This window comes from Staphylococcus sp. 191, from assembly GCF_011174885.1.
Taxonomy (GTDB): domain Bacteria; phylum Bacillota; class Bacilli; order Staphylococcales; family Staphylococcaceae; genus Staphylococcus; species Staphylococcus coagulans.
This window is the reverse complement of sequence record NZ_PNRJ01000017.1, coordinates 1-12,470: the sequence shown is the minus strand read 5'-3', so window position 1 is coordinate 12,470 and position 12,470 is coordinate 1. Positions and strand designations below refer to the sequence as shown.

Here is a 12,470-nt window from a genome sequence, read left to right as displayed (position 1 = left end):
AATAGGCTAACATTCATTTCTCGTTAAATCCATTGTATGTGTCACCATAAACCTACAAACTTTACTTATCACCCTACCACAACATGTCAATTTTAATTTCTAACGCTTCGTTGACGCTTTTTTCATTCTGCAGTGACATCAAAATGTTGTTCGACAAAACGTTTAATCGGTTTAAGCTGAATATATCCATCAGCTACGTATTCATCGTTCATTGTCACAAGAGGATAAAACAATTCATCTTCTTGAATTTGTTCAATGAACTGCACATCATGATCTGTTAGGTTTTCAGTTGTTTTTTCAATATCAATATAAGTATACTCAAAATCAATATTTGGATATTTCCTAGGTAATAATGTTTTCAACCAATCATACGTATTTTCAGAACTTGGTGCATTCACACAACTTGCACAAATAACATCCGCGCCATAGACAACCACACTCACTTTTCTCATGTATGCCCCCTAATTGATTCAATAGATTTTTTGTTCTACTTCTATTATAATAAAAAAATAAGCTCAAATAGAACCATTTAACTTGAAAGGAGGCATTATCCATGCCAACTGAAAATGCGACAATGTACGATCAAGTTGCAGAAGTGATTGAGAAACTACGTCCATTCTTATTACGTGACGGGGGGGACTGTGAACTTGTCGACGTTGAAGATGGTATCGTAAAACTTCAATTACTCGGTGCATGTGGGACTTGCCCAAGTAGTACCATCACACTAAAAGCTGGAATCGAGCGTGCTTTAATAGAAGAAGTACCTGGTGTTGTAGAGGTTGAACAAGTATTCTAATCATAAACTCAATATAGAATTAGATTGTTAACGGGATATAAAAGGGAATAGAGGCTGGGATAGAAATCCCAAAATAAATAGCGCTAAGATGATTATTTAATAGATAATTATCTTAGCGCTACTTTTTTATGATAAAACTTCGTATGATATCACTTTGTTTATGCATATCATAACGCACGATTATAGTTAAAAATAAATTACTGTCGTATCATTTAATTCATAATGACAAAAACTAAATGGACATTGAATTGACTTGTCCACATCAAGTTTAATATTTAAAAGGTATATCGAATGGATAAGTTTTTCGTGCTCAACTTCTTTGTAGATACTTTAAAATTAATGCGTATTAGTGACAACTTGATTCCGCGCTAAAAGACCTTGAGCGACATCTTCAATATTTAAAATACAAGTTTGAATCATTTGGTCTCTTGTTAAGACTGACGCACTACCAATATGAGGTGTCACGACCACATTTGGATATTTTAATAGTGGATGATCCGTACGAATCGGTTCATCACGTACTACATCCAATCCACAACCCGCAATCTCACCATTTTCTATCGCTTCCACTAAATCTTCTTCAACGACTAAGTCCCCGCGACCGATATTTATGAAAATGGCATCATTTCGCATATTTTTAAACACTTCTTTATTAAACGTGTTTTGCGTTTCAGGCGTAGAAGGCGCTGTACAAATGACGAAATCACTTTCTTTAATTAATGTATCAAATGAGGTATAAAAAGCACCCAACTCATGTTCCGCTTTCATATTTCTTGAGCGATTATGATATAAGATATCTGCATTAAAGCCTTTAAGTCTTCTCGCAAAGGCACGCCCAATTTCACCCATGCCAAAAATACCCACTTTAGATTGGTAAATATCTTTTCCTGCAAGCAAGTAGGGACCCCAACTTTCCCATTGACCTTGTTGCACATATTTTTCTGCTTCGACAATTCGTCTTGAAGTAGCCATCATTAAAGCAAAACCTAATTCAGCAGTCGTTTCAGTTAAAACGCCTGGAGTATTAGCAACCTGCACATGACTTTGCTCAGCTATTTGAAGATCAATGTTGTCATAACCGACAGCCATATTCGCTACAACCTTTAATTTTGGCGCTACTTCAAAAAGAGTCGCATCGATACGTTCACTTAATGTTACGAGTAGGGCCGTTTTATCTTTCGCCGCTTCCACAAACTGTTCACGAGGCATAGGTGTTAATTCATGATCCCACATCTCAACTTCACCTAATGCTTCTAATCTTTCTAAAAACTTTTGAGGAATACGTCTAGTGACTAAAATTTTCTCCATGAATGATCACTCGCTTTTTATAAGATTTTCACGCAATTCATTTAAATCTTTCACACTGTATGTAGGCGGTGTTTCTCGATTCATTGCCTCTTCTTTTGAAGTTACACCTGTTTGGACGTGAATGGTATCCATACCTACATGAATGCCTGACATAATGTCTGTATCATAAAGATCGCCAATCATGGCCACTTCACTTTTATCTAATTGCAACATTTCAAGTGCTTTTTCCATTATAGGCGTTTCAGGTTTCCCAATGAAAATCGGTGTCTGTTTAGAGGAGACAGTCACCACACTTGTAATCGAACCATTTCCCGGCAAAAAACCTTGTTCTTTAGGGATAGACGGGTCTGGGTTAGTTGAAATGAATGTTGCACCATTTTGAACAGCTAATGTCGCTTTTGTTAATTTTTCATAATTGACCGCTTCATCTAAACCGATAACCACGTAGTCCACATGAATATCATCTTTCAACTGAAGTCCACTCTCCTCTAAAGCCGTTGCTAAGCCTGTTCCACCTAGCATATACACTGTAGCGCCTGGATGTTCTCCACTAATATAATCCGCAGTCGCCATTGCAGAGGTCACAACTTCTTGTGGTTGAGCTGAAATATCAAAACTCGCTAACTTATCGACAACATCTACAGGTGCTTTTGTAGAATTATTCGTCACATAAATATGCGGAATATCATTTTGATTCAAATAATCAATAAATTCCGCAGCACCTTCAATTTTTTGGCTGCCTTTATACATTGTTCCGTCTAAGTCGATTAAATAGCCTTTATAAGCTTTCATTCACGCTTTCTCTCCTTTACCAAATGCTGTCACTGGTACATTTTCATTTTCTAAAAACTGGACAATTTCTTTAATAAATTGTTGATAATACGGCACGGCTTTATCAAATAAAGGTACTAACTGTGTCGCATCGAGCTTGTCATAATAATGAACAAACTGACGTCTCACATCAATCGTTTCGTGTAAGATATTTTGAGTCTCTTTAGAAATCGCACCTTCAAGTTCTAAAATGTCAATCACATCTTTGTAATTTCCAGGGTCTCTTAATATAAAGCCATCGATAATCATATTGCCGATGTCAACAGATGACTCAATCAACATTTGTGCCACACGCTCAAATGCGTATGAATTGGATTTCACTTCTGGATAATCTTGGGTTAATTGGTCTAAATATTTGAGTTTAGTTTCTAATTGTGTTTTGTCAACGAAATACACTTTTATGTCACCCCTATTCTTCTCTATCATATCACAATTTTGCATGCAACTTCATTTATCGCTATACTTGGCATAGTATGATTTTAAAGGAGTATACAAGATGATAGATATGTTTTTATATGATGATGTTGAGCCTTCTCAGATTAGATTCGTTGGCTTTGTTGGCGAACATAGTCGCTATGATCTCGTGTTGATTCAAACAGATCGTCATTATGGGAAAACTTTGGTTTTAAATACACAGACAAATAAATTTGGCATTATTGGAACTGATGATTTAGAAGAGGAAGGCTACATTTCCTATATATTAGGTGTCAGTGATGAAGAAGCAGACGAAATTACTGCTTATTTAAATGAAGTCATTCAATAGAAAGTTTTACTACAAAAAGGAAGCGCCCAGACGATTTTCTATTAAAAATCATCTGAGCGCTATTTATTTTGGGATTTCCATCCCAACCTTCCTTTTTGTATACAGGCTAAAATTTCGCCTCACCTGATAAGGGATGACTCAGGCTGTGCATAGTTTTTACCAAGACATACACAACCAAGCCCAAACATCTTCTGACCTTTGCGTGTCTATCCGTTTATCTCTCTATTTTTACACGCTAATCATAAAATGGTATTAATCTTGAATTGTTGGCTGAATTTTAACATCTTTCAGCTTGTTCTCTTCTGAAGGTGCCCCTTCATGCCCCAATTGCGCTTCAGCTTCGCGCTTCGACAAACGACGTACAATAAAATAAGCGCAACCAAAGTTACAATATTCATATAAATAATCTTGTATCGTTGAAAAACGCTTATTAAAGTCTGCCTTTTTGTACGAATCATGATAAAACCCTTTAAGCCTTAGTTGCTCATAACCGTAATCGCCTACGATAAAATCATATTTATCTAGAATCTCAGAATATCTCGAGATAAAATCATCTTCGTTAAATCCATCTTTATAAGACTCAATTAATTCAAAATAGTGATTTCCTACTTTTATCATGTTGCTATCACCTGGATTTTATATTTTAAGTTGTTGGTCACCAAGCTGTTGTTTTTGTTTCGCTGCTTCATTAACTTGTTCATCTGCATGATATGAACTACGTACTAATGGTCCTGCTTGACAATGTTTGAAACCTTTTTCCATAGCTACTTTACGTAATTTACCAAACTCTAAAGGTGTATAATATTTTTGTACTTTTAAGTGCTTACGAGAAGGTTGTAAATATTGTCCAATTGTTAAAATATCAACACCATTGGCACGTAAATCGTCCATTGTTTCGTGCAACTCTTCAATTGTTTCTCCTAATCCCACCATAATACTTGATTTTGTTGGAATATCTGGTTGTAATTCTTTAGAACGACGTAAAAATTCTAAAGTACGATCATACGTTGCACGAGCACGTACTCTTGGTGTTAAACGTCGTACTGTTTCAATATTATGATTTAAAATATCAGGTTTTGAAGCCATTAAAGTTTCTAACGCTTCATAATCACCACCCATATCAGATGGTAAAATTTCAATTGTCGTAAATGGATTTCGTTCACGCACTTTACGTACGGTTTCAGCGTATACATTAGAACCAGCGTCTTTCAAATCATCACGTGCAACAGCAGTAATAACGACATGTTTTAAATTCATTGTTTCTACTGATTGTGCAACACGTTCCGGTTCACCTAAGTCCAACTCATTCGGTAAACCTGTCTTAACAGCACAGAAACGACAAGCACGCGTACATACCGCACCTAAAATCATAAATGTCGCCGTACGACGTTCTCCCCAACATTCATGAATATTAGGACATTTAGCTTCCTCACAAACGGTATGTAAGTTTTTTTCGCGCATCATTTTTTTAAGTCCTGTATAATTTTCGTTCGTGTTTAACTTTATCTTTAACCAATCCGGTTTACGTAAAATTTCTTCATTTTTAGTAGCCATAACAGCGGATAACCTCCCGTAATTTATAGGTCTCAATACATTATAACGAACTTCACACAAAATTAAAATGTACGAGGCTTATTATTTATATTGCCAATAATTTATCTTTAAAGATGTCTCTTAAAAATTCAGGCATTAAATACGTGATTTCTGCATCTTTCAACATTGGAAAATAACGCCCAAATGTATACATATCTACCGTACCTAACGTATATATTTCATCATCATCAATCTCTACACCTTTAACAAAATAGCGCTCACTAGATGCGATAAACCCAGCATCATATAAAATATAGCCTCCAAAAATATCGCCGCGAAAACCTAATCCCTGTGCGTGTTCATACATATAGGCCTGTTCTCGCGCTTTCAACAGCACTTCTTTTAACTGCGCACCTGTGAGTTTCACTCGAACCGCGTTAATCGGATGTGGCAACATTTGATGCACATCATATTCTGTTAAATACTTATTTTCATAGCCTTTTACGACTAGCCCTGCATTAATTATTGTACAATCGGCGTCTGTAAATTCATGGACACTTTGTGCAAGTAAATAACTTGTTTGCGTAATATAATTCATAGCTCGAGGCAATGTCATTCTCTTTGTCACAATCGGTTGATCTAATAATGCGCGGCCTTCTTCTTCAAAATGTGTTTCCACTTCAGGTAACGTATCTAATGGGTGTAAAATCGCTTGTTTAGAGACAACTTTTCGATTCTCAATATCGAGCGTCACCTCTCCAAGAAAATGGCCATACTTGCCTGCTGCAGCCATTAATACCCCATTTTCAACTTGCCCATGTTCAAAATAGTGATGTGTGTGTGCACCAAAAATGACATCAATTTCTGGAATCGCTTCGCATAGTTTTTCGTCAAAAAAGATGCCGACATGGCTGAGTACAATCAAAACATCATATTGTCCTTTTTTAGTGTCTATTTCTTTTTTAATCGCATCAAATGGATCAGTGACAATCCAATCCAATGCACGATAGAACGGCGTGAAAGCGGCTGTTGCGGCCACATACATAATACGAACGCCTTCTATTTCTTCAATATAAGACGACAAAAAATGCCGTGGATAATTGCCTGATTCATCTAATACGTTCGTACAAGTCACTTTAAATGTTGCATCGTCATATAACGTGTTAAGCGCTTCATGAGAAATCGTCATGCCTTCATTATTTCCTATTGTCGCCACATCACAACCGGCTTCATTTAATAATTCAATATTACGCTTACCTAATGTGCCTTCTGTCACAGGAAGTGATAAATCGACATGGTCCCCAATATCGACGTAACGTGAAGCGTGCGTTAAAGTTGGTCGCGTTGCTTGGAGGTATGCTGTAATACGTGTATAGGCATGCAAATGACTGTGAATATCATTTGTATGATAAATCGTTAAACGCATAATATCGCCTCACTTTAATTAAAGAATGAACGTATAATTAAATATACGCCTAATGCTAACATGACAAGTCGTAGAATCAATACGACTGTGTCAGACTTGACGGTTTTATTTAATTTTACACCTATCTGTGCACCAATCCAACTGGAAATGATTAGGATAATACTGTATCCCCATAAGACATGACCAAGAACGATATGACCTATTGAACCCGTTAAACTCGAGAAAAATATCATCATCATACTCGTACCCACAGCCACGTGAGGTGGAAATCTAAAGACGAGCAACATGAGCGGTGTCATCAATGCCCCCCCACCAATGCCAAATAACCCTGCTGTTAAACCAATGACGAATGAAGCGATAATAGCGATGGAAGGCACCACACCATAGCGATAATGTTCTCCATGCGCATCAGTAAAAGATTTCATATAACGTTCTTGTTGAAATGCTTTGATTGGCGGAATGCGATGGCGTATCATTAACATTATTGCTACTACAATTAAAAAGATCCCAAAATATAAATTGAATGAATGGATTGTTAAATATTGGCTTAAATACGCACCGATTAACGCACCAGGAATAATACCAATTAAAAATAAAAAGCCATTTTTGATATCAACTTGTTTTTGTTTCAAATAACCAATCGTTGAAGAAAGACCGGTCGCAATGAGAATAATTGAGGATGTCCCAATTGCAGTTTGAGGCGTAATCCCATCTAAAACATTCATGGTGACACCAAAGTAAATGAGTGTAGGGACAATAATAATACCGCCACCGATTCCAACGAGTGAACCGATAATAGCGGAGAGAAAACCAACTAATATAAGAATAATTATACTCAAAATTATAACCTCCCTTTAAAATAATTTAAGTTGTTGCGGGCCAAGTCCTTCGTAGTCTATCCCTAATAATTTCTGAAAGTATTTTGCATTATTTGCGGCGTGTCCACCTGAATTATTATTAAAAACAACATAGACTTGCTCTGCTTTATGATCTAATAACTTGATTTTGTCAGCTAATTGTTGAAGTTCCGCTTCAGAATAATCATAAAGATAGCGGACATCACGCCATTCTTGATCAGACATATCTTTTTTAGTCCACCCGTATTGATTTCGCCCATGAAATCGAACTAATGCCGTTTGATGCGTAATTCGATTCACAAAAGGAATACTGCCCTCACCTACTTGAGGTTCATCACACACCGAATGGATGAGTTGATGTTCTGTTAAAAAAGCAAGCGTATGCTCTTTCATGTCGCCTTTAAACCAAGACTGATGTCGAAATTCTATACATACAGGAAACTGCTTCAACTGCTCGCGTACATAACGAATGTATTGAATGTTCTTTGTAGAGCAATCAAACCACGGTGGAAATTGGACTAACACCATCGCTAGTTTTTGTGCTTCAACAAGCGGTTCAATCATTAATCGAAAATCATTGAATAACTGCGCAATCGAATCCGCAAAATCATGATAATCAGCATGAAGCGTTAATGCTTGATGAATTTTCACAACAAACTTAAACCGTTCAGGCGTCTCTCTAATCCATTTTAAAATATTATGTTCAGGTTGAATTGCATAATATGAAGCATCTAATTCAACAACTGGAAAATGACTTGCATACGTTTTTAATTTATCTGATTTTCTTTGTAAATCTTCATACAGGGTGTCGTGATCGCCCCACCCTGTTAGACCAATTTCTATCATTTTTATCACCGTATTTATTTTATCATATCAATATTGGGACTTGCCTTTTAATCACTTGAACAATATCATCTTCTGATCAAACTGAGTTATTAACGCGCCTCACAGCTATCTTTACGGTTGACTGATATTAAAGCAGGGTATAAGTGAAGAAAATAATCTCACAATAAAAGGAGCTTCAATCATGGTTGAACAAATCGAATATGGCACACATGAAAATCAGCACTACGATGTCTATGAAAACCAACAGGCTCAATTCAATGCATGGATTGTGCTTATTCACGGGGGATACTGGCGCCAAAAATATAGCAAATCAATGATGGATCCTTATATCGATTTTTTATTGATGCAGGCTATTCAGTCGTCAATATCGAATACCGTCGTGGCTCAGAGCACCCTTGGCCTTGTCCAACTGAAGATGTTGCACAAGCTGTCTCACATTTTAAAGATTCAAACTACGCACCAACACAAGTCATTGGTATAGGCCATTCTGTGGGTGGACAACTTGCGCTCCTTCAAGCTGATTTATTCAATCAAATCGTCGCACTTGCCCCTGTCACCGATATACTTTATACATTGCATCAACATTTAGGTCAAGATGCTGTAGCTGAATATTTTAATACTTCTGCTACACATACACTACGAGAAGCCTCACCGCTGACGCAAACGCCGATTGATGTGGAAACATTAATCATTCACGGATTTAATGATACTTCTGTGCATATAGACACGACATTATCTTATGTACAAGAAAATTACAAATACGGGCATTATATGACACTTTATGCATTGCCTTATTTAGATCATTTAGACTGTATTAATCCAACAGCGACACATCAAAATATGTTGTTAGAATGGCTCTCTCATCGTGCCTCATAGATAAAGAAACAAGCCCATTACAAGTTGAACTTGTCAATTTGTTGTTGGGCTTGATTTAATAATTGTTTAAAAAGAGTATTCACATCATCATCTTTTGCTAAACGAACACCTTGGCCACTCCAAACATGTATCCACTCTGATTGACCGCTTTTCGCCGCAGTGGCACGAATTTGTTTTGTTAAATCATTTTGTATCGGATAAGGTAATACGTCTACTTCACTTTGTTCCAAATTCTCTATAATTTTATTTTTAATGCCCCTTGCAGCCTTACCACTTAAAACTTTTGTGACAATGGTATCTGTTTCGTCGCTCTCAAAAATCATGCGCTTTTGAATTGACTTGGCCTGGCTCTCTTTTGTTGTTAAGAAAGCTGTCCCCAATTGAACAGCATTTGCACCTAACGCGAGACTCGCTATCCAACCTCGTCCATCCATAATACCACCTGCTGCAATGACTGGAATAGAAACGTGATCAACAACTTGAGGAACTAATGCCATTGTGCCAATCATCGACTGTATCGCCTCTTTTTTAAATGTACCTCGATGACCACCTGCTTCGCTTCCTTGAGCTACTACAAAATCAAGTCCTGCTTCTTCTACAGCAATGGCCTCTTCAACTGTCGTTGCATTGCCAATTAAAAAAATATTCGCCTTTTTCAGTCGCTGTATCATCGCTTTTGATGGAATACCAAAAGTAAAGCTACATACAGGAACTTGCAAGTTTACAATGATATCAATCATTGCTTCAAATTGCGCTTCACTATGTTCGCCAACTATGGCAGGTGATAGATTTAAACTTTGTTGATAGGGCTTTAAAAAAGTATTCATGCGTTCAACAGCTTCTTCGGTGTATGAAAAGGTTTCAGGAACAAATAGATTAACTGCGAATGGTTTTGACGTCAGTGCTTGAACTTGTTTAATAGAAGCGGCTAAATCATCAAGTGATAAATAACCTGCTCCTATCGTGCCCAATCCCCCATTTCGGGATACTTCTGCGACAAGCTCTGGTGTTGTTGAACCCGCCATCCCCGCTTGTATGATTGGATATTTTAAACGAAGTCGCCGTGTCAATTCGGTTTGATACCACATCAAAATCTCCCCCTTGTATTTGAGAACAGTGATGACAATCGTTTATTGTACTAGCGAACTTGATTCAATTTATCGCTTTCTTCACGATCCATCTCATCTTCAATTTCCATACCTAGCATTTCTTCAATCAAATCTTCATGCGTGACAATTGCATCTGTACCTCCATATTCATCTAACACAATCGCCATATGTTTTCGCGTAACGGTCATTTTTCTGAGTACCCATTCTGCACGATTATGCTCATAAACAAATAGTGGCTCTGAACAGAAATCTAAAACTGACTTTTCAGGTTTTTTACTCCATGCAAGTAAATATTTTGAATGAAATACCCCTACAACATGATCGATGTCGCCTTCATAAACCGGGTAGCGCGTATATGGGTGATTAGTGACAATGTCATACACTTCATCATAATCATTTTCTACAGATAACGAAGTCACATTCACACGAGGCGTATTGTTAATATCGTTCACTTTCAAACGGTCAAAGTTCATGACGCCTTGGATACGATTACGTTCCATTTCATTAAAGGCACCCTCAGTCCCCGCTATAGAAACCATTGTACGCACTTCTTCTTTAGACATACCTTGGTTCTCTTGACCGCGAGATAATAAGCGATTAATCCCATCTGTTATCGCATTTAAAATTACGGTAATTGGCTTTAATATAATGACAAAAAAGCGAATAACTGGAAAGACAAGTCGAGCAATCGGATCTGGAAATGTGGCAGCTATTGATTTCGGGATCACTTCCGCAAAAACAATAATCACTATAGTTAAGATCGCCGAAGCAATCCCGACGTTTAACCCTAAATCAACCGCCAATATCGTCACCAACGTCGGTAATAAAATATTTGCGATATTATTACCAATCAATATGGTCGTAATAAACGCACTCGGTTTATCTAAAAGCTTTAATAAGTTTGCGGACTTTTTATTGTTATGGTCCGCTTCAGATTTGAGTTTGACCCTGTTTGCTGCAGTGAGTGCAGTTTCACTTCCTGAAAAGAAACAAGATACAAAAATTAATAAAATGATCGCAATGATCATTAATCGGTTCCCCCTCTAATTTTCAGTAAAAGCCAACAAGCCTCTAGCCCAGTCATTTAAGCATTCATCGAAAACGACAATAAACTCGGCCTACAGTGTTTTATAGTTGAACTTTCCACCTTTAAAATCATCTTAAAATCGTAAATTTTAAATCATAAAATCATATTAATTTTATTGTCTATGATGCGCATTTAAATTGCAAGTTAACTACCATTAATATATAAATTGGAATGCTTGTTTTATTTTAAAAATGTTCGGAAAACTTTTATCATATTTAATATAAACGATAGCTAACAACGGCTTGGAATAAATTGTTAATTTTGCTTTTCAATCCATTCTTTTACCTTCCCAGTAATTGGACTAAAGGTACTATTACTAGGATCTATATTTCCATGTGCAAGAATACCAATAAGCTCTCCTGTTCCTTCTAAAAATAATCCCGATCCAGATTGACCATGTGTTGCTGATAAATTAGTATGGACTAATCCGCCTGAAATTGAAGTTACTTCTCCATGAGATTTATATTGTGCATTACCTCCTTTGTCAGATGGATAACCTATAGTATAAACTTTTTGCCCTGCTAAACTTTGCGCGTCTGTATTAACACTTTTCAAGTTGACTTTTTTATTTCTTAAGTAGTGCTCGCTCCCAAAATCGGACTGCCCCGACTTCAGAATGGCTATATCTTTACCTTGATAAGTATAACCAGTATAAATTTCCAGTTTACCTAAAGGCGTATGTAGCTGTGATGATTGCGCAGGATAGACTGTTCCTAAATATTCATTTTCTACTGTCTTATTATTAATACAGTGAGCAGCTGTTAGTACCAGTCTCGGAGATAATGCAACAGCAGTACAACTGCTATTGTTAGTTTCAAATTTTGATGTAAATAAACTATTATCACTCAAAGTATCTTCAACTTGTATCCTATTGTCCGCAAATACACTTTCACTGTTCGTTAAACAAAAAGCAATTGATAATACAGTAACGCTTAGTAATTTCCTCATTTTTATACCTCTTTTGTAAAATTTTAAAAATTAATAGTGATATAATTACAGTTTTTTCTAAATATCTTTAATAATTAGACACTCTAAGCA

General features: G+C 36.6%; 16 protein-coding genes. 4 read left to right on the top strand and 12 right to left on the bottom strand.

Annotated elements, in window-relative coordinates:
• Window positions 1-122: 122 nt before the first annotated feature.
• Complete coding sequence (locus tag C1H58_RS10255; protein ID WP_050331489.1) at window positions 123-452, bottom strand: YuzD family protein; 330 nt, start codon at window positions 450-452, stop codon at window positions 123-125.
• A gap of 101 nt (window positions 453-553) precedes the next feature.
• On the opposite strand from C1H58_RS10255, the gene C1H58_RS10250 reads away from it, so the two are divergent.
• Window positions 554-796 carry a NifU family protein gene (locus C1H58_RS10250; RefSeq protein WP_016424597.1) on the top strand — a complete coding sequence of 81 codons (243 nt, stop codon included), beginning with the start codon at window positions 554-556 and terminating at the stop codon, window positions 794-796.
• A gap of 336 nt (window positions 797-1,132) precedes the next feature.
• Here the strand turns inward: C1H58_RS10250 and C1H58_RS10245 are convergent, their stop codons facing one another.
• The 3 genes from C1H58_RS10245 to C1H58_RS10235 are packed head-to-tail and all read right to left on the bottom strand — an operon-like array spanning window position 1,133 to window position 3,331.
• Window positions 1,133-2,104 (bottom strand): 2-hydroxyacid dehydrogenase, encoded by a 972-nt coding sequence (locus C1H58_RS10245; protein WP_165546110.1) that lies wholly within the window; start codon window positions 2,102-2,104, stop codon window positions 1,133-1,135.
• A gap of 6 nt (window positions 2,105-2,110) precedes the next feature.
• Window positions 2,111-2,896: a TIGR01457 family HAD-type hydrolase gene (locus C1H58_RS10240; protein ID WP_050331491.1), complete on the bottom strand. Its 786-nt coding sequence runs from the start codon at window positions 2,894-2,896 to the stop codon at window positions 2,111-2,113.
• Window positions 2,897-3,331 (bottom strand): DUF86 domain-containing protein, encoded by a 435-nt coding sequence (locus C1H58_RS10235; RefSeq protein ID WP_016424594.1) that lies wholly within the window; start codon window positions 3,329-3,331, stop codon window positions 2,897-2,899. It abuts the gene before it with no gap.
• 100 nt (window positions 3,332-3,431) lie between these two features.
• On the opposite strand from C1H58_RS10235, the gene C1H58_RS10230 reads away from it, so the two are divergent.
• A complete protein-coding gene (locus tag C1H58_RS10230; RefSeq protein ID WP_016424593.1) occupies window positions 3,432-3,698 on the top strand; it encodes a DUF3055 domain-containing protein in 267 nt (88 codons plus the stop codon).
• 252 nt (window positions 3,699-3,950) lie between these two features.
• Here the strand turns inward: C1H58_RS10230 and C1H58_RS10225 are convergent, their stop codons facing one another.
• The 5 genes from C1H58_RS10225 to C1H58_RS10205 all read right to left on the bottom strand — a co-directional run bounded on the left by C1H58_RS10225 (window position 3,951) and on the right by C1H58_RS10205 (window position 8,360).
• A complete protein-coding gene (locus tag C1H58_RS10225; protein ID WP_060830194.1) occupies window positions 3,951-4,316 on the bottom strand; it encodes a YutD family protein in 366 nt (121 codons plus the stop codon).
• 18 nt (window positions 4,317-4,334) lie between these two features.
• A complete protein-coding gene (gene lipA, locus C1H58_RS10220) occupies window positions 4,335-5,252 on the bottom strand; it encodes a lipoyl synthase (RefSeq protein WP_016424591.1) in 918 nt (305 codons plus the stop codon).
• A gap of 85 nt (window positions 5,253-5,337) precedes the next feature.
• A complete protein-coding gene (locus C1H58_RS10215; RefSeq protein WP_165546109.1) occupies window positions 5,338-6,657 on the bottom strand; it encodes a bifunctional metallophosphatase/5'-nucleotidase in 1,320 nt (439 codons plus the stop codon).
• A gap of 14 nt (window positions 6,658-6,671) precedes the next feature.
• On the bottom strand, window positions 6,672-7,502 hold the full coding sequence (locus C1H58_RS10210) for a TSUP family transporter (protein WP_182280573.1): 831 nt from the start codon (window positions 7,500-7,502) through the stop codon (window positions 6,672-6,674).
• Between the two features lie 9 nt (window positions 7,503-7,511).
• Complete coding sequence (locus tag C1H58_RS10205; protein WP_165546107.1) at window positions 7,512-8,360, bottom strand: DUF72 domain-containing protein; 849 nt, start codon at window positions 8,358-8,360, stop codon at window positions 7,512-7,514.
• Window positions 8,361-8,541: 181 nt separating this feature from the next.
• Here C1H58_RS10205 and C1H58_RS12395 point away from each other — a divergent pair, with 181 nt between their 5' ends.
• Window positions 8,542-8,841 carry a hypothetical protein gene (locus C1H58_RS12395; protein ID WP_242680318.1) on the top strand — a complete coding sequence of 100 codons (300 nt, stop codon included), beginning with the start codon at window positions 8,542-8,544 and terminating at the stop codon, window positions 8,839-8,841.
• Window positions 8,727-9,236 (top strand): alpha/beta hydrolase family protein, encoded by a 510-nt coding sequence (locus tag C1H58_RS10200; RefSeq protein ID WP_347563072.1) that lies wholly within the window; start codon window positions 8,727-8,729, stop codon window positions 9,234-9,236. Before C1H58_RS12395 ends, C1H58_RS10200 begins: the two co-directional genes overlap by 115 nt.
• A 17-nt stretch (window positions 9,237-9,253) precedes the next feature.
• On the opposite strand, the gene C1H58_RS10195 is transcribed toward C1H58_RS10200, so the two are convergent.
• From C1H58_RS10195 to C1H58_RS10185, 3 genes are all read right to left on the bottom strand, one after another.
• Window positions 9,254-10,324, bottom strand: a complete 1,071-nt coding sequence (locus C1H58_RS10195; RefSeq protein WP_165546106.1) for an NAD(P)H-dependent flavin oxidoreductase — start codon at window positions 10,322-10,324, stop codon at window positions 9,254-9,256.
• A gap of 50 nt (window positions 10,325-10,374) precedes the next feature.
• The gene (locus tag C1H58_RS10190) at window positions 10,375-11,373 is read right to left on the bottom strand and encodes a CNNM domain-containing protein (protein WP_165546105.1); all 999 of its coding nucleotides are present in this window, start codon (window positions 11,371-11,373) and stop codon (window positions 10,375-10,377) included.
• A gap of 314 nt (window positions 11,374-11,687) precedes the next feature.
• Entirely contained in the window at window positions 11,688-12,380 is a 693-nt protein-coding gene (locus C1H58_RS10185) for a trypsin-like serine peptidase (RefSeq protein ID WP_165546104.1), read from the bottom strand.
• Window positions 12,381-12,470 lie beyond the last annotated feature (90 nt).